Source organism: Candidatus Vallotiella adelgis, assembly GCF_020541305.1.
Taxonomy (GTDB): Bacteria; Pseudomonadota; Gammaproteobacteria; order Burkholderiales; family Burkholderiaceae; genus Mycetohabitans; species Mycetohabitans adelgis.
Map to the genome: position 1 here is coordinate 1,141,850 of NZ_CP047396.1, position 22,063 is coordinate 1,163,912.

The following is a 22,063-nucleotide window of genomic DNA, read 5'->3' on the forward strand; positions in this document are numbered from 1 at the left end:
AGCACTAATGTATATGGTTAGGACAGCTTTTTTTTCAGCAGTTCGCTCACTTGTTTCGGATTTGCCCGCTGCTGTGTAACTTTCATCACTTGACCGATCAGCGCGTTAAAAGCTTTGTTCTTGCCGGCGTGGTATTCGTCGACAAAATGAGGATGAGCGGCGAACACCTCATCTAAGATAGCCCCAAGAGTTTCGCTACTTAATATTTGCCTGAGCCCCTTAGCCTCGATAAGGCGGTCGGCTGCCGCATCATCGATAGCTTTTTCTTCCCAGATTGTGTAAAAAATCTCTTTACCAATCTTATGCGAGATCGTGCCATCGGCAATCCGAAGAAGCACCAATGCTAATTGTGTGGCAGAGACTAACGTCTCTCCAATTTCTAATCTATTGCGGTTTAGTTGAAACGAAAGCTCGCCTATTACCCAGTTTGCAGCCATCTTTGCATTCGCAATACCTATTTTAGATACCACTTGCTCGTAGTATACAGCCAGTGCCCGTGATGTAGTAAGCACGCCTGTAGCATAACCAGGTAAACCATACTGATTGGTAAAGCGTTTCTTCATTGCGTCCGGTAATTCAGGCAGCGTATGGCGAATCTCTGCGATCCACTCTTTATTTATAATCAACGGCATCAGATCTGGATCGGGTAAATAACGATAGTCATGTGCGTCTTCTTTGCTGCGCATCGATCGTGTTTCGCCGTGATTTTCGTCATATAGTCGGGTTTCCTGCACAATAGTGCCGCCTTCTTCGATTAACTGAATCTGTCGACTCACCTCATGTTGGATAGCTTCCTCTAAAAACCGAAACGAGTTCAGATTCTTGATTTCTACGCGCGCACCGAATTCTTTCTCTCCAGGCCTGCGAACTGATATGTTCGCATCGCAGCGAAACGATCCATTTTGCATATTTCCGTCGCAAATATCCAGCCAGACAACAAGTGCATGTAGCGCCTTTGCATAGGCTACTGCCTCGGCGGCGCTGCACATGTCTGGCTCAGTTACAATCTCTAGTAGCGGTATACCAGCACGATTCAGATCGATACTGGTCATTCTAGTAGAATCCTCGTGTACCAACTTGCCAGCATCTTCCTCAAGGTGTGCGCGCATCAATCTAATAGTCTTCTCGTATGTGTAGCTACTAGTCTTTTTTTTTGCTTCTACTTGGATAGTAATTGAGCCGCCTTGTATAATCGGATACTCATACTGGCTAATTTGGTAACCTCTAGGTAAATCCGGATAGAAATAATTCTTGCGTACAAATACGCTGCGCGGCGCGATCGGCGCGAAAATCGCTAACCCAAATCGTATTGCTCGCTCAACAGCCCCCCAGTTCATGACGGGGAGCGCCCCAGGCAAAGCTAGATCAACTACACAAGCCTGTGTGTTCGGCTCGGCTCCAAAGCGGGTAGAGGCCCCGGAAAAAATCTTAGACTTAGTAGACAACTGCACGTGTGTCTCTAACCCAATTACTACTTCCCACTGCATGCATTAGACTCCTATAGGGGCTTTTTGGCACCAGTCGGTGACACGCTGGAACGCATCGGCGACTTGTAGCATCCGCGCTTCATTAAAATAGTTGCTAATAATCTGCAGGCCAACCGGCCGCGCTGCATGAGCACCAGTGCCAAAGCCGCATGGCACGCTCATACCCGGCAATCCGGCAAGGCTTGTAGACAGCGTATAGATATCCGCTAGATACATTTGCAGTGGATTATTGATTTTCTCGCCCAAGTTCCAAGCGACGCTCGGAGACACTGGGCCCATGATCATATCGCATTGTGTAAACGCATTCTGAAAGTCTTGCGCAATCATCCGCCGAATCTTCTGAGCCTGCAGATAATAAGAATCATAGTACCCATGTGATAGCACGTATGTACCGACTAGGATTCGTCGCTTTACTTCAGCGCCGAAGCCCTCTGAGCGTGTCTTCTTGTACATGTCTAGTAGATCGCGGTACTCAGTTGCTCGATAACCATAACGTACACCATCAAAACGTGATAGATTTGACGATGCCTCAGCTGAGGAGATTATATAGTAGACTGGAATCGACAGCTCTGTTTGAGGCAGCGATATATTTACCAGTATTGCACCAAGCTCTTCATATTTTTGAAGAGCCGCATCGATCGCCGCTCTAACATCACCCGACAGTCCAGCGCCAAAATACTCTCGTGGTAAACCGATTCGCAAACCGGTAAGCGGGCGGTCGTCGGTACGTGGTGCGGTATCTTGCCACGGCTTACTAAGATAGCGCGTGTAGTCTTCTGCATCACGTTTCACGCTTGTCGAGTCCCGCGGGTCAAAACCGCTTATCGTGTTTAGCACGAGTGCGCAATCAGCTGCCCAACGCGCCATCAGGCCTCCTTGGTCAAGCGACGATGCAAATGCGATTATCCCATAACGGGAAACGCGGCCGTAGGTTGGCTTGATACCAGTGATACCGGTTAGTGACGCCGGCTGGCGAATTGAGCCGCCGGTGTCGGTGCCGGTAGCGACAGGAACTAGTGCAGCAGCCACTGCAGCGGCTGATCCCCCCGAGGACCCACCCGGCACCGCATTACGATCCCACGGGTTATGTACTGGGCCGAAAAACGAATTTTCGTTGGATGAGCCCATAGCAAACTCGTCCATATTAGTCTTGCCTAGAGTGACCATACCTGCTGATGACAGCCGCTTGACAACTGTTGCGTCGAACGGGCTCACATAGTTAGCCAAAATTCGAGAGCCAGCGCTAGACTTCCATCCTCGGGTCACGAAAAGGTCCTTGTGCGCAACTGGCAACCCCAGAAGAGGCCCCTTCTCGCCGCGCGCGATCTTCTGCTCGGCTGCCTTTGCAGCGTCTAGTGTCAGTTGTGGATTGATGTCGAGGAACGCATTTAGCTCATGCTCGTTTTCTATACGTCGCAGGAAGTATTGCGCAAGCTCGAGGGCCGATATCTGTTTCGTATCAAGAGCGGTTCGCAATTCGGTAAGGTTTTTCTGATGCATTGTACGGTTTTCTATGCTTCGGTATTATTCGATAACCTTTGGTACTAGATACAAGCCATCTTGCACTAACGGCGCACAGCGCTGGTTATCTTCGCGCCGTACTCGATCAGTCACAACGTCCTGCCGTAATCTGAGCGTGACATCCTCAATTTGCTCGATCGGATGCGCAAGTGGCGCAATGCTCGTCGTATCAACTGCCTGTATCTGTTCAATAAGGCTGAAGAACTGGTTAAGTTGATTCAACGTATGCTTGGCTTCGAGCTGCCCAAGTTCAATGCATGCTAGATGTGCGATATGGTTTACGTCATTAGAAGTCAATATCATATAACTACCCGGAATGTAGAGGAAAAGTGGGCGAAACATCGCCTGCTTTTCCTCGAATGAGAGCAGATTATAAGGTATCATTAGCAGTTCATTCTAAAATTAGCTACTTGTACTATCATCCTTAAGTAATGTTCTTCAAACGTGCATACTGCTCCGGCTGGGGAATTCGCGCTACCCAGATACGCTCACTGTTTGCGCCGGGAAAATTTTATTCCGCAGCTTCGTGACTGCGTAGACGCGTCTTTCCGGGACTTCCCCACTGAGGTTATTGTTTTACCCGTTGCCGGCGCGTACGCACAGCATGCGTACATTTCCCACGACCGGCATTCGCGAGATAGGATTTTTAATGTTCGGCTTTCTCCGCAGCTATTTCTCGAACGATCTGGCGATCGACCTAGGGACCGCTAATACATTGATTTACATGCGCGGCAAAGGCATCGTTCTTGATGAGCCATCAGTTGTATCGATCCGCCAGGAAGGCGGGCCTAATGGAAAAAAAACAATCCAGGCGGTAGGCCGAGAAGCTAAGCAAATGCTTGGTAAAGTGCCGGGCAATATCGAAGCAATCCGCCCAATGAAAGATGGCGTAATCGCCGATTTCCGCGTTACCGAGCAAATGATTAAACAATTTATTAAAACCGCGCATGAGTCAAGGATGTTCTCACCATCGCCGAGGATTATCATCTGCGTGCCTTGCGGCTCGACGCAGGTCGAACGCCGGGCGATCCGCGAGGCTGCACTCGGCGCAGGCGCATCGCAAGTGTATCTAATCGAAGAACCGATGGCGGCGGCAATTGGCGCTGGCTTGCCAGTCTCCGAAGCCACTGGTTCGTTAGTCGTAGATATTGGCGGTGGTACTACCGAAGTAGGTGTGATTTCGCTCGGCGGTATCGTATACAAGGGTTCGGTAAGGGTTGGTGGAGATAAGTTCGATGAAGCGATCGTCAACTATATTCGCCGAAACTACGGAATGTTAATTGGCGAGCAAACTGCCGAGGCAATCAAGAAAGAGATTGGCTCGGCATTCCCGGGCTCTGAAGTAAAGGAAGTAGAGGTTAAGGGTCGTAACCTATCCGAAGGAATTCCACGTAGCTTCACGATCTCAAGCAATGAGATACTAGAAGCACTGACGGACCCATTGAATCAAATCGTCTCATCGGTCAAAATCGCACTGGAGCAAACTCCACCAGAACTAGGTGCTGATATTGCTGAGCGAGGCATGTTACTCACTGGAGGTGGCGCACTTCTGCGCGATCTAGATCGGCTGCTTGCAGAAGAAACTGGGCTACCAGTTTTAGTAGCCGAGGATCCGCTCACGTGCGTAGTGCGAGGATCCGGAATAGCGCTCGAGCGGATAGACAAGTTGGGCAGCATTTTCTCATACGAATGATTTGACTGCAGTAAACGATATTTTGGGCGTCGACAATAGAATATGAAATATAGTTCGCCGCCCCTATTCAAAAAAGGTTCTTCGGCTCTTGTGCGTTTTTTTGTGTTTGTCAGTCTCGCGCTTATTCTATTAATTACCGACGCGCACTTCCAAACGCTTGAAATTATGCGCGAAGTAATCAGAACAGCGCTCTATCCTTTACAACACGCAGCTCTGGTACCGCGAGATCTAATTGTTAAGGGGGTTGATCTACTCGTCACAACCCATTTATTGCGCAGCGAAAATCAAGCGCTGCATGACAAAAACCTAAAATTATCTATAAATGCATCGAAAGTAGCCCAATTACTATCAGAGAATGAACATCTACGCAGGCTGCTGCAATTGCAGAAAAATTCAACAATACAGATAATGGCCACAGAGATTTTATATGAAGCCCGTGATCCATTCACGCAGAAGATAATCATCGCCAGCGGCCGACAGCAGAATGTACAAGCGGGCTCACCAGTGGTAAATGAGCAAGGCGTAATCGGGCAAGTTACACGCGTTTTCCCGTTACAATCTGAAGTCACATTGCTAACTGATAAAGACCTGGCAGTGCCAGTGCAGGTTGTGCGTACCGGCATTCGAAGCGTAATCTACGGCACCCCTAAGGGTGATGTGCTAGATCTGAGGTTCGTCTTAACTAGTGCTGATGTACAAATCGGTGACAAACTTGTGACTAACGGGTTGGACGGTATTTATCCGCCTGGACTACCAGTAGCTCAAGTAATTCGAGTTGACCACCAAGAGGATACCACGTTCGCCCGAGTGATTTGCGAGCCGCTAGCGCCCGTACGGAGCGCTCGCTATTTGTTGATACTGCACTACGATGCACGCATGCCACCGCACCCTACAGACATAAACACTAGCGAGATAGCAGTTACCACTCAAGAATAGATAAGAAACATGCGCAGGAAGTTGTTGAACATGGCACTGTAAAACCCGACCGAGATCCTTCGCTTGCGCGAACTAGAGCATATTCATGAATCGACCCAATGATATCCTGCTACCGGCTAATCCGTACTTCATTGCGTTCAGCTTAGCTTCTGCGTTTTTTCTGCATCTACTGCCGTATGAAAAAAGAATAATCGTACCTGATTTTATTGCGATTGTTCTGCTGTTCTGGAATATGCATCAACCGCATAAAGTCGGCATTGGTATCGCATTCATGCTTGGGTTGTTGATTGACGTACACGATGCTAGTCTGCTTGGTGAGCACGCACTTGCTTATACACTGCTATCGTACAGCGCAATTATGATGCAACGGCGCGTACTGTGTCTATCGTTAGGTCAGCAGATCTTCGTCGTCATGCCGCTGCTAGTAGTCGCGCAGGCCGTGCCTTTCATAATTCAGCTGATAGCTGGCAGCGCGTTTCCAGGCTGGGGACGCTTGTTGGACAGCTTGGCAAGTGCGCTGCTATGGGCGCCGTCAAGTCTGTTGCTACAGTTACCACAGAAACGTGCAGCCAGCCTCGATGATACGCGATCAATTTGATCGCTTTAACCAAGCCCCTTTAAAGATGACGGAGTTTAATAATCCTCGACAGGCACTGATAAACTTCAAACTTCGCGTAGCCGCCGCTCGCGTGTTCGTACTCGCATGCTTCATGATGATTAGCTGTCGGTTTCTATACTTACAGATTTGGAATTATCATAAATATTCACTGCAATCTGATGAAAACCGCATCTCGATTGCGCCAGTCGTACCAAATCGCGGAATGATTATCGACCGTAATGGTGTGGTACTTGCGAGGAACTACTCGGCCTACACTTTAGAGATTATGCCATCGGCAATCCATGGAGCATTAGATCCACTCATCGATCGGCTATCGAGTGTAGTCAGTATTAATTCGCGCGATCGCCGACGCTTTAAAAGACGGTATGCAGATTCGAAAAACTTTGAGAGTCTACAAATTCGCACGCGACTGACCGACAATGAGGTGGCTCGCTTCACCGCTCAGCGCTACCTATTTCCGGGAGTAGAGGTGCGTACACACCTGTTCCGGCAATACCCTCTTGGTACAACTGCGGCACATGTAATTGGCTATATCGGTCGCATTTCACAACGTGACCAAGATCGTATCGATGCGGTCAGCGAGAAAAATGACCGCGACCCAGAACACTATGATCCTCGGCTTGATGCGAACAACTACAGTGGGACCGACTATATTGGCAAAATTGGCGTTGAGCAGAGCTACGAAACTGAGTTGCATGGCGTAACTAACTTCGAAGAGGTCGAGGTAACTGCTGGCGGCCGTCCGGTACGCACTCTGTCACATTCCCGGGGAAGATGTGGCAACAATTTGCAGCTATCACTCGATATTGACATGCAAAAAAGCGCGGAACAGGCATTTTCAGGAAAGCGCGGTGCACTGGTTGCTATCGAACCGTCAACCGGTGACGTGCTTATGTTCGTATCGTCACCTAGCTTTGATCCAAACCTATTCGTTGAAGGCATTGATCAACTAACATGGAACGAGCTCAGCACATCACTCGACCGACCGCTGATAAACCGACCCCTACGCAGTACCTATCCGCCGGGCTCGACATACAAGCCATTCATGGCGCTATCTGCTCTTGCCACGCATAAGCGGACACCGAACTGGAGCTTTCAGGATCCAGGCTCGTACACATTCGGTGGCCACACATTCCATAATGACGTGCCACAGGGGCAGGGATGGATCGATATGTACCGTTCGATCGTTGTATCTAACGATACTTATTACTACATGCTTGCACATGATCTTGGCGTCAATACGATTGCAAATTTTATGAAGCAATGGGGATTTGGTCAGCAAACCGGTATTGATGTCGAAGGTGAGGCACGCGGCGTACTGCCATCTACCGACTGGAAAAAACGTGTTTATCATCAGCCTGAGCAACAGCGCTGGTATGAGGGCGAGACGATCAGTCTCGGCATCGGCCAGGGCTACAATTCATATACAATGCTGCAACTTGCGCACGCTGTCGCGACGCTGGCGAATAACGGTGTAATTATGAAACCACACTTAGTGAAGGCTGTTGTAAACCCCAGCACACACGAATTCCGGCTGACGGCTCCCAAACCTATTGGCTATATTCAGGGTATTACGCAAGCGGATATCGACGTCATCAAGCATGCAATGAAAAGCGTAATGGATACCCCTTCAGGAACTGCCTACCAAATATTTAGTAACGCATCCTACACGTCAGCCGGCAAAACTGGTACAGCCCAGGTATTTTCTCTTCAGGGCCAGAAATACCCTACGCATGCGCTAGCCGAGCACCTGCGTGATCATGCGCTGTTCATCGCTTTCGCGCCAGTCGATCACCCGAAGATTGCACTTGCATTGATCGTCGAGAATGGCGGCTGGGGAGCCCGCGCAGGCGGCCCGATTGTTCGCAGAGTGCTGGATCATTACTTAATCAACCGCGTCCAGTCCAATGCTGAAACTACCCCTTCGAAATGCGAGCATCGCTGATTGAGCTTAGCGGAATTTATGCCTTAATGCTATCCCCACTAAACACAGCGGGCACATTTGTGAGAGACGCTGCGGTGAAGCAAATGGTACTTCTAACCTAGAAATTAATCATATAGATAACGTGTCGGCCGCCCAACAATCATAAATATAATCCCTATACACTTCTCTCAGACCTATTAGTTGCGCATCGATCCACTACCCCAGCATTTATGCCTATCGGAGCCCTATATGCTGATTAGACGTGCAAAACGGATGTTCTCTGGATTCGACAAGCCGCTTACGCTGCTCGTCTTCTTATTACTATGTCTCGGCCTGCTTACGCTATACAGCGCTAGCATGAATACATTTGTACGTGTTGAGGAGCAGATCCGTAACATCCTACTGACGCTTGTACTAATGTGGGCAGTCGCAAACGTATCGCCTCAGACGCTGATGCGTTGCGCTGTGCCAGCCTACTCGTTCGGCGTAGCACTACTTATTGCTGTAGCGCTGTTTGGTGTAACGAAGAAGGGTGCGCAGCGCTGGATTAATATCGGCGTCGTAATCCAGCCATCTGAAATCCTGAAAATTGCGATGCCACTAATGCTGGCATGGTATTATCAGAGACACGGCGGCATTATATTATGGTACGACTATGTAATTGGTCTAATCATTCTAGGAATCCCAGTAGGGCTGATCGCTAAACAGCCAGACTTAGGTACCGCGATCCTGGTATTATCCACAGGATTATTTGTAATTTATTTCGCTGGTCTAAGTTTCAGACTAATTGTGCCACTAATGCTAGTATTAGTGGCGGGAATTAGCTCACTAGTAGCAACTGCAGACCGGATTTGCCTTCCGGATACGCAATGGATTCTGCTACACGACTACCAAAAACACCGGGTCTGCACGCTGCTGAATCCAAGTTCAGATCCGCTGGGCAAAGGATTTCATACGATTCAGGCTGTCATTGCGATCGGCTCTGGTGGAGTTTTCGGAAAAGGCTGGCTGAATGGAACACAGGCGCATCTAGAGTTTATCCCAGAAAAACATACCGACTTTATTTTCGCTGTTTTCTCAGAAGAGTTTGGCCTAGCCGGCAGTCTTGTGCTATTATTTTTGTACCTACTTCTCGTTGCGCGTGGCCTGTACATTTCGGCCAACGGTGCAACACTGTTCGGTCGATTACTGGCCGGGGCGTTGGCACTATCTTTCTTCATGTATGCTTTCGTCAATATCGGGATGGTCAGCGGTATTCTACCTGTAGTAGGCGTACCACTACCATTTATGAGCTATGGCGGAACTGCGCTAATCACACTCGGAATCGCCACTGGAATGATGATGAGCGTGGCGCGACAAAAGCGCTTAATGCAAAGTTAACTATCAAGTAATACACTGTATCAGTATATTATAAGTCTTAGTTATCCTCGTCCGAGGTTCTTAGGGTGTCAATGCATGAGTCAGTATGTTTATTCGTGCTGCCAGTGATCATAATAGGACTATACGACTGTTTAGTTTAGTCGCGAGTAATATCAGCCCAGCAATTAGGCGTCTCGTACAAACGTACCTTCACTAGCTGAAGGTTAATGCCGTAGCGTACATTATAGACATGGTCTAGAGTCTCAAATGCTTTAACTGCCAAATTCTCGACGGTCGGAATCTCGTTTAACACGACTGTCTTGTGCCCGGGCAGTGTATCAACAAAAGAACGGACTATTATATCTTTCTCATAGAGAATCAGCGCGTGATCCCATACACTCACCAAGTGTTCTATCGCTAGCCGCTTCACGTCCGAAAAGTCCATTACCATTCCACGATCTGACGCTCCTACTAAACTAATAAGTCCACCATGCAAGGTTATTTCTAACACATATCGATGACCGTGCAAATTCCTGCACTGGCTTCGGTGATCTGGAATTCGATGGCCTGCATCGAATTCCAGTTTTCGCGTAATAGTCAGCACGATAGTCTAACGTCTGGTTTAGGGAATGTTCAAGTACTTATGCATTTGAATCGAAAGGCGCCATTTTGGATGCTGTTTACACCAATCTATAGCTAACTTTGTATTTAGTGTGCGCGATGGACCATCCATCGGTTGCACGAGGAAGTGCTCAAAATCTAGCTGCGCGTAATTCGATAACTGCTGGTTGTCTTGCGGAATCACGATTTTTAGTTCGTTTCCGTGCTTCACTACGAGAGCTGAACCAGCCTTTGGGCTTACACAAACCCAGTCTATGCCAGGTAGTATTGGCAAAGTGCCATTAGTCTCGATTGCAATCATGAATTTCTCGCGATGCAGCGCGTCGATCAACGCAGTATCAAGCTGTAACATTGGTTCACCGCCGGTACAAACGACAAAACGGTATTGCGCTTCTGTCTCGCCAGATGGCCACAGTAACGCAATTTTCGCTACCAGTGAATTAGCATCACGATATTTTCCGCCGTTCTCGCCATCTATTCCAATAAAATCCGTGTCGCAAAATTGACAGATAACATCTGCGCGGTCTTGTTCGCGACCTGACCATAGATTACAACCAGAAAATCGGCAAAACACTGCTGGTTGACCAGTATTGGCACCTTCTCCTTGTAATGTGTAAAAAATTTCCTTGACTGAGTACGTCATCTCACTGTCTTGCCCTAAAAGGGTCAAAGTGAAAGCGATGCAGAATTAACGTGCCCGGCATGTCGGAATATATAATATCCACGCGCACGCAATTGGCATGCCGGGCACTCACCGCAACCGAATCCCCAATCGTGCAATTCAGTTCGCTCGCCAACATAGCATGTATGTGTTTCGACACGAATTAGCTCCACTAGTGCTTCGCTGCCGATTGATTGTGCAAATCGCCAAGTATCTGCCTTATTCATCCACATCAGTGGGGTTTCAAGCACAAAATGTTGGTCCATGCCTAGATTGAGCGCTACTTGCAGTGCTTTTATTGTGTCATCTCGACAATCCGGATATCCGGAAAAATCCGTTTCACACATACCACCCACTAGCACACTTAGCCCTCTCTGGTACGCAACCATTGCTGCTATGGTAATAAATATTAAGTTTCGACCAGGCAGAAATGTATTTGGCAGCCCATTAATCTGTGTCTCGATTCGTATTTCGCGCGTCATTGCTGACTCATTAATCGCCCCCAAAACCGAAAGATCAATACGCTGGTCGACGCCAATTGCTGGTTTCCATTGAGGAAACGCACAAATCAACGCATCACGGAACCTCTCACGGCATTCCAGCTCGATGCAGTGCCGCTGCCCGTACTGAAAGCCAATTGTTTCGACGCGATCATAACGAGAAAGAGCCCATGCTAAGCATGTAGCTGAGTCTTGCCCACCAGAAAATAGTACAAGCGCGCTATGTTGAGTATCTTTCTTTATCATCGGGGCACCCCTTCTATCATGCTAATCTTATTAGGCTGAGCATGATAGCTAGGTAAAAAGCTAAGCATCGCACCTTGCACTTGCACATTCGCTGCATGAGTGCAGAATTTGTATGTTCTTGCCCATTTAGCATTAAACATCTAATACAGATTATGCACTATATCTAAGTTTAGTGCCGAAAGCCACTTAACCGTAGATGATGACTGATTATCAAACTGAGTGGAAAAATTAAAATAATGAACTGTAATCAGTTTTTTATACTAGTTCTCGAACTATATTTCGATGTCGTTACAACAACACTCACAAATATTTTTTCAGCTGGCACACGAGAAATTTCAAGCATACATAGTTTTTTACTAAACAGTACTGCTCGGTAATACGGGCGAATTTTTTTAGAAACCCAATTATTGGGTGAACTAAACAAAATCGCAATTATATTAATTAAAGTGCCGAATTACAAAATTCGATGGTTTTATACCGGTTTAATCGACTCTCTAAGAGAGCCAAAAGAACGGCGCTCTTAGGTTGTGTATCGGTTCTGTGAATAAGCACTTGGTAAGAAGCCAACAAAAACTTTTTTGAGCTTTATAAATTGATTGGTGGCCTGGGGTGGAATTGAACCACCGACACGCGGATCTTCAATCCGCTGCTCTACCAACTGAGCTACCGGGCCATATTGTATTAATATAATACAATGCTAGTATAAGCGTAGCAAGTTTTTTTGTTAATTAAACTAATATTACCTCGAACACCACAAACTAATAGGTTAGTGCTAATACTTTGTATTATTCTTGCCTAGTTCAATGGAAATTTTTGAGCCACTGATGTGGATTAGTATTCGCAAATACATCGCGTCTATCGCATAATAGAATTATGAGCACAATAGACTAGACATAATTAGTCATGATCGGTCTAACAGCCTTTGCAGAGAAACCGGTTGTTAAGAAACCTTGGTATGTAATCTTAGATGGATAGCATCGTAGTAGCGATTGTCGCGTATTTTTGTCTTGAAATAGTTGACTCTATACTACTTACTTTTTAAGTAGTATTGCGGCATTAATATCTGGCATGTAGACACTAAGTAGTACGAGATCTATCGTCGACTTATGGCGCTACTCTTAGCGCCCGCATGTTTTCTTAACAATGTTGATTACATTTTTTGTAAAACTTACCTCTGTGCACTCAATCTTAGCATAGGTATTTCTACGTTTACCGACAAAATAATGACTACTGACGCTACTATTCCCTACTATTTTTATATGCGTCTTCGAGATATATGTATCATACTGGGCATATATCTAGGTGCATTCATACCCGTCGGCTAACAAAGATTTATCTGTACCCGAGCTAGACTTCTTTCTCTAGGCCATGCGATTATGGATATTTATCATGCACTATATCGTCCATTATATTCTCTGTTATAGTAAAATTGAGCTTTTTTTCAGGGTTTTAGATAAGGCTTAGTCACGCGTAGATAGATGCGTCTAGAAAAAATAGAGCGGTCATATTATTCCACGATATGATATAGCAAGTCATTTCTAATACAGCCTTCCCAATATTGGGGAGAGCTCTGCTTTAACTGTCTAGTATTTACAGATATCTAAGTAAAAGTGCAAATAACAACATTAGCTTTGCAATACACTAACCGGCTCATTATGAAATTAATGATATCGCACCCAACTAAACTGACGCTGCATTGTAAGTTATAGTAAAACGCTTTATTTAACAACGCTCGCAGGACTTTATTAAGTCAGAGGCTAAATTGTATATCTCATATAGGGGCTGCTATCAATCTACCGTAGCACCCATTTACTAAGAAAATACCGATATACCCGATGCGGATGTTGCATACTAGATTGCTAGATGAGGTCATCTCTATAAATAAAAGTGTAATGAAATCACTGTTTCTGAAAGCAAGCATAAAAAAACCCATCCTGATCGAAGTCGAATTGGATTTCGTGATGGAAAGCTGGATGATGACTAGAGCTCGCTACTATAGGCAAGATATAGCCAGGCGCGTTTAATCGTATCGCGTCTTTGAGCGAGTGCTCAAACCATGCAGCTTGTTGCTCGCCCTCCTCCGGGAAGATAGAGCACGTTGTATACAGTAACTTCCCGCCACGCTTCAGTAGAGGCCAAATCGCTTGCACAATACGTCGCTGCTCGGCAACTAAGGTGGCGATGTCAGTAGGACGTCGCAACCATCGAATATCTGGATGGCGCCGAACGATGCCCGATGCAGAGCACGGAACATCGGCCAAGATACGATCAAATCTCGGGCGGCTGTACCACTGACATGGCTCGCCTGCATCACCGATCTGTATATTAGCGCATAGCTGTAACCGCGCGAGATTCTCCTTGATTCGCATAGCCCGTACTGCATCTCGCTCAAGTGCTACCAGCTCGATATCAGCGCATTCAAGCAAATGCCCCGTTTTTCCGCCAGGTGCTGCACACGCATCCAAAACACGCATTCCATCGCGAACATCAAGAAGCGCGGCAGCACGCTGCACACCAGCATCCTGTACCGAAACTACGCCTTGCGAGAAGCCAGGAAGGTATTCAACTGACATCGGCTGGCGCAGCGTAAGCGCGGTATCGAAGCAAGCTGAATTTCTGAAAGCGTCGATTCCACTCGCTCGCAGCGTCTTAAAATAAGTCACTACATCTGACCGACGACGGTTTATCCGCAGTGTCATTGGCGCATGTTCGTTACCTATTTCCAGAAAACGCTGGACATCGTTAGGCCACTTATGCCGTAGTGTGTCAATCCACCATCGCGGATAGTTCCAGCGAGTAACTGGATCAAGCATAGCTTCGTCAAGCAACATAGACCGTGAGCGCACCATATTGCGCAAAACGGCATTGACTAGCCCCTTCGTATGTGCGACCCTTGATCGAGCTGCGATCGCATCAACTGCCTGGTCGACCACTGTGAAATCAGAATATGTTCGTGCTATATCAGGTTCAGCAAGCAATGAAAATGCACATCGCAACACATTTGCCACATGTTCAGCAGGTGGCCTGCGAACCAGCGTGGCTAACCACACATCAGCCCGTGCTAGTTGCCGCGTGGCGCGATAAGCAAGGTCTTGAATCGCGCCACGCGCCTGCGCTGATACGATGTTTGCATGGACTATGGCCAGTGCAGCCGGTAATGCAGTTCCAGCACGCATCCGCGTGAGAGTTCGTGCCGCACCGTCTAACGCAAACGCAAGAGAATCTGACCGTAGCGTCGTAGTAGCAACGTCGTAGTCAGCCTGTGTTTCGAGGATACAGCTCACTCAGTTATAACGCCCTGTTCGAGTCATCACCATTAATCGCGCAATACGCTCTTCAGTTGAAGGATGGGTCGAAAACAGATTTTGGATTGCGCCAGCAGTTAACGGGTTCATGATCATCATCTGAGCAGTCGCCGGGTATTCTTGTGCAGCAGTAAACGGAATCCCAGCAGCATATCGCTGGATCTTTTCAAGAGCCGACGCTAATGCTTGAGGATCACCGCTGATTTTCGCCCCAATGCGATCTGCCTCAAACTCCCTTGAACGCGAAATTGACATCTGGATTAGACCAGCAGCTAATACTGCCAATAATGCGACCACGACACCAGAAATTGAGTTAGTCGGGCGGCCTTGATCATCTCGCGGGCTAAAGAACGTCGCGCAGTTAGCTAATGCGGAAATAGCTCCTGCCATCGTCGCCGAAATCGTCGAGATAAGTATATCGCGGTGCTTCACGTGTGCAAGCTCGTGTGCCATCACGCTGCGCACTTCGCGCTCAGATAAAACACGTAAGATACCTGTTGTCGCCGCGACAGCCGTGTGATTGAGGTTCCGTCCGGTTGCAAAAGCATTCGGTTGGTCTTCATTGATTAGGTATAAACGCGGCATTGGCAGCCTAGCATGCATAGCCAGTTCACGAACCATTCGGTAGAACTGCGGAGCGCTAGTTTCATCAATCTCTTGTGCGTTATACATTTTTAGAACTATCTGGTCAGAAAACCAATATGAGACAAAATTTATTGTCAGCGCGAAGAGCAATGCAATGGTCATGCCAATCATGCCGCCAATCATACCGCCAATCACGATAAACAGTGCAGTAATCGCAGCCATTAGCAGCACCGTCTTAAACCAGTTGAACATATTAGTCACTCCAAACCAGAAAAAACAGAGCTTCAGTAGTCAGCGTCTTCGACTCCTCCCCGGAATAGCTCGCTTTAAATTAGGGCGCATATTGAAAACTCAATACCTACACCTGTCAGTGGATCGTCATTATCCATGTAGTTCTAAACCTAGATCACAATAACTCCTCCTATGAGGATTAGAAGCTCTAGTAGCTTGTGGTCACTTTTCGATTATTAGAGTGCTATAGAGGGTGCCGATAGAAACAATGAAGAGTAGCAATTACATTCTTGGCACAGTAATCTACTATCGCAGTAGTATCTTAGCTTACGAGGGATTGTTCCGCTTAGTCTCGAAGCACTGGCCAATAAACAGTGGGAATCCTGTTACGAATTCCCTAGCGAAAAGCCGCTTTCCACCCGGCTTTTGAAGCTGGGTAGCACGCAATGCGTGTTTACCACAAGCGATCGTCACACTAGTATTATCCACGGATAGAATAGTGCCCGGAGTTAGGTTGGACCCGCTGACGCACACCGGCTCAGCGGCCCAGATCTTTAGCGGAGTACCATCGAGTATCCCGTGGGCAACTGGAAATGGATTAAAGGTTCGTACTTTGCACGCGAGCACATCGGCTGGCAAGCGCCAATCTAGTGCTGCTTCTTGCTTCGATAGCTTATGTGCATACGTCACGCCTTCGATCGGCTGCGGAGTCATTGTTAAGAGACCGGTACGCTCTAACTTGCGTAGACCGGCAACGATAAGCCGTGCACCGGTGTTAGCTAGCTTGTCATGTAGCGTACCAGTAGTATCTGTTGGCGCGATTGCTACGGCTTCTCGCATAAGCATCGGGCCCATATCTAAACCCTCATCCATTTGTATCAATGTAACACCTGTGATCCGGTCGCCGGCTTCGATCGCGCGGTGAATCGGCGCCGCGCCGCGCCAACGAGGCAATAACGATGCATGAATATTGATACAGCCATACGGTGCGATATCAAGTACAGCTTGCGGCAACAGCAGCCCGTACGCTGCTACTACAATTACGTCATGGGGTGTAGCATGCAACAACGCTAACGTATCAGCTGCCTCAGTTGGGTACTTACCGTTGCAGCGCAAGGATGGTGGCTGCACAAGCGTCAACTGCTTCGCGATGGCAAGCTCTTTAACTGGACTCGATAAGAACTTCATGCCACGTCCTGCCGCACGATCTGGTTGTGTTAACACAAGCGGTACCGAAAGGCCTGCATCATGGATCGCCCGAAGCACAGTTGCTGCGAACTGTGGCGTACCGGCAAAAATTACGCGAAGGGTAGATGGCATTGCGACTATAGTATGGCGTGGTTTAGCTTACCCATCTTCATCTTGATTTGCATCTGCTTGAACGGGGATAAGTATTCGACAAATATCTTGCCAAGTAAATGATCTATTTCATGTTGAATACAAATCGCTAGTAATCCTTTGCATTCTAGCTCGAACAGATCGCCGTTCTCGTTCAATGCACGTACGCCAACCTGCTCTGCACGTTCGATGCCGTCATAAACGCCCGGCACCGATAGGCATCCCTCTTCATTAACCTTGCGCTTATTACTTGACCAGATAATCTCTGGGTTGACAAAAATGTGTAACGTGTCGCGAACATCCGATACATCGATGACTATAATGCGCTTATGGATATCTACCTGCGTGGCTGCTAGCCCAATACCGGGCGCTGCATACATTGTCTCAGCCATATTCGTTACTAGATTACGGATTTGTCTGTCAATATGTTCAACAGGTTTGGCGACTTTATGTAGACGCTGATCTGGGTAATGCAAAATACTCAGCAAAGCCATAATTCATTAATCCTCTCAAGCACATTTATATTCGCGCGTAAGCATCAGCTAATCCACCAGAATTACCCACCGCCTCATCTTAGGCAATCGTTACATTAGGGTACTAATCCTATGACGTAGGCTAGGCACTTCAGACATTAATCGTCTGCACTGATTAAATTTTATCATGTGATATTATCATGCGATAAATACCACGACTCAGTTTCTAACTTTAGAGCAGAGGAACTCATCGCTTAATTGGCGCATCCACGGATATGCCGTGCTTACAGATAGCGCTAACAGATCCCCCTTCACGTTCAGTTGAGCATACCGTTTATCTACTCGAAAAATATACTAATGTTATTGATATAAGGGGTTTCCGCTGCTTTTGTGCTTGGTGAGAATCAGCGCGCTGTACCGACCAATACTAGTGACTGTCGTCGACGGGCTGAATCTAGTATTGCAGAGCAATAACGGTACGTGTTTTTTTATGCAACGCTTGTAAAATACAGTATGTACTGTAGGCGCTAGAGAGAAAAACTTCCAGCCTAAAGTAATAATCTTTTCTTGAAATATTTTAATAACTTCTATATTAAATATTTTAATGTCTTATAGACTATAGGGTTCGATAACCGATATATCTATCTTGAATAGATAAGCTATCGAAGCGTACTGCTGTCGGGCCGGCGCAAGCTAGAATAAATTAATTCACTGCTGAACTATAATGCCCGGTAATAAACGAAGTCACATCAATACGATGTGCACTGCTACTAAACGTCGCATAATTTATCACGGTTTAATGCTCTATCCCGCATAGAGCGCTTAGGTCAGACATGATCAGATAAATGATCGTCACAGTTAAAACTATAATATGGCAATATCCATTTTGAATTGCTCAATATTGAAATCAAACATTCTTGAGCGTGTATTAACTAGTATGATATTTAGACGCAGGCCGAGCGCTTCCAGAGAGCGTGATCGGCCTGGCCTGTAGCACGGCGAGCTATGCTACAGTCTAAATGGTATCAGCAGTATTGTGGAGGCTAAGATAGCACTATCCCCGCCGCGCGATGCATTAACAGGATTTCTCCGAAAATGCCTGCCCTCAACCTTAATCACGATAATGACATTATCACTACAAGTCTGTCATCCACTAATACACTGTTTGTTGCCTGCTTATGCGCTGACTGGTGCAGCTCGTGTCGTGAATATAAGGCTGGGTTTGATGCACTCGCGGACGCACATCCAGAAACGTGTTTTGTTTGGATCGATATTGAGACACATGCTGATCAGCTTGATAATTTTGATATCGAATATTTTCCAACTATCTTGATTGAGGACGGCCATGCTACGCGCTTTTTTGGAACTGTACCACCTTATCCAGAGATAGTTGCGCGGATGCTAGTTGATTTATCTTCGCTGCCCAGCGTAGAAAAAGCGCCGAAACTACGTCTAGCGCTCGTTAACACGTGATTTTAATAGCGCATGCCACTTGCTTTGGCTATTTCTGATTCAAGTTGCAATAGCGCGTAGTTTCGCTGAACGCTTGCAACAGACGTTGGCACGTGCTTATGATACGTAGCTGGCTTGTGGCCACAAGCCAGCTACGTATCATACAACGCCGTATATTTGTATCTAATTTACTATAAATCTTTCGATGCTGCGCATTAGTACTTTCTAATATTCATGTCAAAAGCCCTAATTATCGCTGAAAAGCCATCTGTCGCGAACGATATCGCACGTGCACTGGGTGACTTTATAAAGCATGAAGAATATTACGAGAGCGATGATTATGTGTTGTCGTCAACCGTTGGACACTTGTTAGAAATCGCAGCGCCGCAGGCATATGAAGTCAAACGCGGAAAATGGAGCTTAGCGTCTCTACCCGTTATTCCCCCTTATTTCGATCTTCAGCCGATCGCTAAGAGCGAGTCTCGACTGAAACTACTAAGCCGACTAATTAAACGAAAAGATATTAACCGACTCATCAACGCATGCGATGCTGGCCGCGAAGGCGAGTTAATCTTCCAGCTAATCATACAGTATGTAAAAACCAGGCGACCGGTGCAACGCTTATGGCTTCAGTCAATGACAGAGGCATCAATCCGCAACGGATTTGCGCAGTTACGCAGTGGTCAAGAAATGCAACCACTAGCTGACGCTGCACGATGTCGCTCTGAAGCCGATTGGCTAGTTGGCATCAACGGAACACGGGCAATGACGGCGTTCAACAGTAAAGGTGGAGGATTTTTTCTGACTACAGTTGGACGCGTACAAACTCCAACGCTGTCGATTGTTGTAGAGCGCGAGAAAAAAATTCGTCACTTCATACCGCGCGACTACTGGGAGGTAAGCGCTAAGTTTATTTGCACAACCGGATTCTATAAAGGCCGCTGGTTTAACTCGCAGTTTAAGAAAAACGAGTTCGATCCTGAGCAGCGCGACTTCCGACTCTGGAGTGCATCCACAGCTCAAGCAATCATTTCAGTATGCCGCGAGCAACAGGCCACGGTCAGCGAAGCATCAAAACTATTAACTCAGCTCTCTCCGTTGCTTTTTGACCTAACTAGCCTGCAACGCGAAGCTAATAAACGCTTTAGTTTCTCGGCCAAAAACACGCTTGCTTTGGCCCAAGCGCTGTACGAGCGTCACAAGGTACTGACTTATCCGCGTACTGACGCACGTTCTCTACCGGAGGACTATATATCAATAGTCTATGACACACTGGTGATGCTTCAGAGAAGCGACAAGTACCTACTTTTATCTAGGCAGGTATTAGACAAGGGTTGGCTGAGGCCAACTAAGCGGATCTTTGATAATACTAAAATTAGCGATCACTTTGCAATCATTCCAACACTTCAAGCACCCAAGAATCTATCTGAGCCGGAGCAAAAGCTATATGACCTGGTGGTCAGGCGTTTCTTAGCTGTGTTCTTCCCAGCTTCCGAATATAAAGTAACGACCCGGATTACGAAAGTGGCAGCGCATTGTTTTAAGACAGAAGGAAAAGTATTGGTCCAGTCGGGTTGGTTGCAGGTGTATAGCCGCGAGACGTCCGGTGACAATTCCGACCTTGTACCGGTTGCCAAAAATGAAAAAGTAAAAATAGATAGCATGTTATCTCAACAATGGACAACTAAGCCACCTGTACGCCATAACGAAGCAACGCTTCTCTCGGCGATGGAAGGGGCAGGTAAGCTAGTCGAAGATGATGAATTACGCCAGGCCATGGCAGCTAAAGGCCTAGGCACACCTGCTACACGTGCAGCAATAATCGAGGGACTGCTAAGCGAAAAGTATCTACTTCGAGAGGGTCGCGAGTTGATCCCGACCAGCAAGGCATTCCAGCTTATGACGCTGCTACACGGTCTTAGCGTCGAAGAATTGACTGCCCCTGAGCTAACCGGTGAGTGGGAATATAAGCTATCTCAAATAGAACGGGGACATCTGGGACGCGAAGCGTTTATGCGCGAGATTGTATGCATGACTAAAGCAATCGTGAAACATGCTAAAGAATATAATTCAGAAACAATTCCGGGAGATTACGCGATATTGCAAACGCCTTGTCCAGGCTGTAACGGCGACATTAAAGAGAACTATCGTCGTTTCGCGTGCACGCAATGCGATTTTTCTATCCCGAAGATTCCGGGTGGACGCCAATTCGAGCTCGCGGAAGTAGAGCAGTTGCTCTCAGAAAAATTGATCGGCCCACTATCGGGCTTCCGCTCAAAAATAGGCCGACCGTTCTCCGCTCTCCTAAGGCTCGTGCACGACGAAAAGGAAAATAGCTATAAGATAGAATTTGACTTTGGTCAAGATACGCCGGAAGACGATAGTAGTTCACCTGACTTCTCCTTACAAGATCCGGTTGGCCACTGCACAAAGTGTCATGGCTATGTGTTCGAGCATGGCATGAGCTATGTTTGTGAAAACCACGCTGCTGATCTAAAAACCTGTGACTTTCGATCCGGAAAAGTTATACTGCAGCAAGAAGTCACGCGGGAACAAATGGCGCAGTTGCTGAATCAAGGGCGCACAAATTTACTAACGCAGTTTAAGTCGTCTCGCACTGGGCGAAACTTTAAGGCATTTCTTATCAAGCAAAAAGATGGTTCAATTGGCTTCGGGTTCGAGAAAAAAGAGCCAGCTTCTTCAAAAACCTCAGAAAAATCCTTAACCCGTAGAATAAAAAAAAGCTGAAAATCAGGGGATGCCGAACTCAATCTGATGCAACGCGATGATAGCGTCCTCAAGACGCTACTTAAGCCGTCCTCTTCAGTCAAATAAGCCGCCCGGACTACCCCAGTAACAGCGAGTCGCACCGTAAAACTATGCACATTAACGCGCCGCAGGATGATCTTCCTGAAGAGCGCGGAGCGCTCACTATATTATTCTAGCTGGGATAAGCGATGTTGATAGTAATCTACTGCAGTTCATATTGAAGAAGCAAGTTTTTATAAACTATGCGGTTGATCAAGCTTAACGCCAGTTGATAGTACATCTCGTCATAGTTCATCATTATCTTAATAATAGCCCAATCCAGACTTTTTAGTCATCTGAACTA

15 protein-coding genes, 1 tRNA gene and 2 pseudogenes are annotated in these 22,063 nt (G+C 47.0%); 7 read left to right on the forward strand and 11 right to left on the reverse strand.

The window, feature by feature from the left end; genetic code table 11:
- Nucleotides 1–17: 17 nt before the first annotated feature.
- Genes gatB through gatC form a run of 3 tightly spaced genes read right to left on the reverse strand, consistent with a single transcriptional unit; the run spans nt 18 to nt 3,311 of the window.
- Entirely contained in the window at nt 18–1,487 is a 1,470-nt protein-coding gene (gene gatB / locus GJV44_RS04180; RefSeq protein WP_226806467.1) for an Asp-tRNA(Asn)/Glu-tRNA(Gln) amidotransferase subunit GatB, read from the reverse strand.
- Nucleotides 1,488–1,490: 3 nt separating this feature from the next.
- Complete coding sequence (gene gatA, locus GJV44_RS04185) at nt 1,491–2,987, reverse strand: Asp-tRNA(Asn)/Glu-tRNA(Gln) amidotransferase subunit GatA (protein ID WP_226806468.1); 1,497 nt, start codon at nt 2,985–2,987, stop codon at nt 1,491–1,493.
- Nucleotides 2,988–3,011: 24 nt separating this feature from the next.
- Entirely contained in the window at nt 3,012–3,311 is a 300-nt protein-coding gene (gene gatC / locus GJV44_RS04190) for an Asp-tRNA(Asn)/Glu-tRNA(Gln) amidotransferase subunit GatC (protein ID WP_226806469.1), read from the reverse strand.
- Nucleotides 3,312–3,657: 346 nt separating this feature from the next.
- Between gatC and GJV44_RS04195 the strand changes: the two genes are divergently transcribed.
- The 5 genes and pseudogenes from GJV44_RS04195 (at nt 3,658) to rodA (ending at nt 9,560) form a co-directional block, all read left to right on the forward strand.
- The gene (locus GJV44_RS04195; protein ID WP_226806926.1) at nt 3,658–4,701 is read left to right on the forward strand and encodes a rod shape-determining protein; all 1,044 of its coding nucleotides are present in this window, start codon (nt 3,658–3,660) and stop codon (nt 4,699–4,701) included.
- 42 nt (nt 4,702–4,743) lie between these two features.
- Nucleotides 4,744–5,598 (forward strand): annotated as a pseudogene (mreC, locus tag GJV44_RS04200) (rod shape-determining protein MreC); the annotation flags it as partial.
- A 124-nt stretch (nt 5,599–5,722) separates the two neighbouring features.
- The gene (mreD, locus tag GJV44_RS04205; protein ID WP_226806470.1) at nt 5,723–6,235 is read left to right on the forward strand and encodes a rod shape-determining protein MreD; all 513 of its coding nucleotides are present in this window, start codon (nt 5,723–5,725) and stop codon (nt 6,233–6,235) included.
- Nucleotides 6,236–6,260: 25 nt separating this feature from the next.
- Nucleotides 6,261–8,171, forward strand: a pseudogene (gene mrdA / locus GJV44_RS04210) (penicillin-binding protein 2); the annotation flags it as partial.
- A gap of 258 nt (nt 8,172–8,429) precedes the next feature.
- Nucleotides 8,430–9,560 carry a rod shape-determining protein RodA gene (rodA, locus tag GJV44_RS04215; protein WP_226806471.1) on the forward strand — a complete coding sequence of 377 codons (1,131 nt, stop codon included), beginning with the start codon at nt 8,430–8,432 and terminating at the stop codon, nt 9,558–9,560.
- Between the two features lie 136 nt (nt 9,561–9,696).
- Here rodA and GJV44_RS04220 read toward each other — a convergent pair whose 3' ends face one another.
- From GJV44_RS04220 to def, 8 genes are all read right to left on the reverse strand, one after another.
- Nucleotides 9,697–10,140 (reverse strand): 6-pyruvoyl trahydropterin synthase family protein, encoded by a 444-nt coding sequence (locus tag GJV44_RS04220; RefSeq protein ID WP_226806927.1) that lies wholly within the window; start codon nt 10,138–10,140, stop codon nt 9,697–9,699.
- A 21-nt stretch (nt 10,141–10,161) separates the two neighbouring features.
- The gene (gene queE, locus GJV44_RS04225; protein WP_226806472.1) at nt 10,162–10,803 is read right to left on the reverse strand and encodes a 7-carboxy-7-deazaguanine synthase; all 642 of its coding nucleotides are present in this window, start codon (nt 10,801–10,803) and stop codon (nt 10,162–10,164) included.
- A 23-nt stretch (nt 10,804–10,826) separates the two neighbouring features.
- On the reverse strand, nt 10,827–11,567 hold the full coding sequence (gene queC, locus GJV44_RS04230; RefSeq protein WP_226806473.1) for a 7-cyano-7-deazaguanine synthase QueC: 741 nt from the start codon (nt 11,565–11,567) through the stop codon (nt 10,827–10,829).
- A gap of 597 nt (nt 11,568–12,164) precedes the next feature.
- Nucleotides 12,165–12,240: transfer RNA gene (locus GJV44_RS04235), tRNA-Phe, on the reverse strand.
- A 1,225-nt stretch (nt 12,241–13,465) separates the two neighbouring features.
- Nucleotides 13,466–14,851: a 16S rRNA (cytosine(967)-C(5))-methyltransferase RsmB gene (gene rsmB, locus GJV44_RS04240; protein ID WP_226806474.1), complete on the reverse strand. Its 1,386-nt coding sequence runs from the start codon at nt 14,849–14,851 to the stop codon at nt 13,466–13,468.
- On the reverse strand, nt 14,852–15,709 hold the full coding sequence (htpX, locus tag GJV44_RS04245) for a zinc metalloprotease HtpX (protein WP_226806475.1): 858 nt from the start codon (nt 15,707–15,709) through the stop codon (nt 14,852–14,854). It lies immediately after the preceding gene.
- 306 nt (nt 15,710–16,015) lie between these two features.
- On the reverse strand, nt 16,016–17,008 hold the full coding sequence (gene fmt, locus GJV44_RS04250; protein ID WP_226806476.1) for a methionyl-tRNA formyltransferase: 993 nt from the start codon (nt 17,006–17,008) through the stop codon (nt 16,016–16,018).
- 5 nt (nt 17,009–17,013) lie between these two features.
- Entirely contained in the window at nt 17,014–17,520 is a 507-nt protein-coding gene (gene def / locus GJV44_RS04255) for a peptide deformylase (RefSeq protein ID WP_226806477.1), read from the reverse strand.
- 1,074 nt (nt 17,521–18,594) lie between these two features.
- On the opposite strand from def, the gene GJV44_RS04260 reads away from it, so the two are divergent.
- Both GJV44_RS04260 and GJV44_RS04265 read left to right on the forward strand, forming a co-directional pair.
- The gene (locus tag GJV44_RS04260; protein WP_226806478.1) at nt 18,595–18,972 is read left to right on the forward strand and encodes a thioredoxin family protein; all 378 of its coding nucleotides are present in this window, start codon (nt 18,595–18,597) and stop codon (nt 18,970–18,972) included.
- A 213-nt stretch (nt 18,973–19,185) separates the two neighbouring features.
- Nucleotides 19,186–21,699, forward strand: a complete 2,514-nt coding sequence (locus tag GJV44_RS04265; RefSeq protein ID WP_226806479.1) for a DNA topoisomerase III — start codon at nt 19,186–19,188, stop codon at nt 21,697–21,699.
- Nucleotides 21,700–22,063 lie beyond the last annotated feature (364 nt).

Coding starts and splice junctions, on each gene's coding strand:
- gatB (WP_226806467.1), bottom strand. CDS start 1,487: ATGCAGTGGGAAGTAGTAATTGGGTTAGAGACACACGTGCAGTTGTCT.
- gatA (WP_226806468.1), bottom strand. CDS start 2,987: ATGCATCAGAAAAACCTTACCGAATTGCGAACCGCTCTTGATACGAAA.
- gatC (WP_226806469.1), bottom strand. CDS start 3,311: ATGATATTGACTTCTAATGACGTAAACCATATCGCACATCTAGCATGC.
- GJV44_RS04195 (WP_226806926.1), top strand. CDS start 3,658: ATGTTCGGCTTTCTCCGCAGCTATTTCTCGAACGATCTGGCGATCGAC.
- mreD (WP_226806470.1), top strand. CDS start 5,723: ATGAATCGACCCAATGATATCCTGCTACCGGCTAATCCGTACTTCATT.
- rodA (WP_226806471.1), top strand. CDS start 8,430: ATGCTGATTAGACGTGCAAAACGGATGTTCTCTGGATTCGACAAGCCG.
- queE (WP_226806472.1), bottom strand. CDS start 10,803: ATGACGTACTCAGTCAAGGAAATTTTTTACACATTACAAGGAGAAGGT.
- queC (WP_226806473.1), bottom strand. CDS start 11,567: ATGATAAAGAAAGATACTCAACATAGCGCGCTTGTACTATTTTCTGGT.
- htpX (WP_226806475.1), bottom strand. CDS start 15,709: ATGTTCAACTGGTTTAAGACGGTGCTGCTAATGGCTGCGATTACTGCA.
- fmt (WP_226806476.1), bottom strand. CDS start 17,008: ATGCCATCTACCCTTCGCGTAATTTTTGCCGGTACGCCACAGTTCGCA.
- def (WP_226806477.1), bottom strand. CDS start 17,520: ATGGCTTTGCTGAGTATTTTGCATTACCCAGATCAGCGTCTACATAAA.
- GJV44_RS04260 (WP_226806478.1), top strand. CDS start 18,595: ATGCCTGCCCTCAACCTTAATCACGATAATGACATTATCACTACAAGT.
- GJV44_RS04265 (WP_226806479.1), top strand. CDS start 19,186: ATGTCAAAAGCCCTAATTATCGCTGAAAAGCCATCTGTCGCGAACGAT.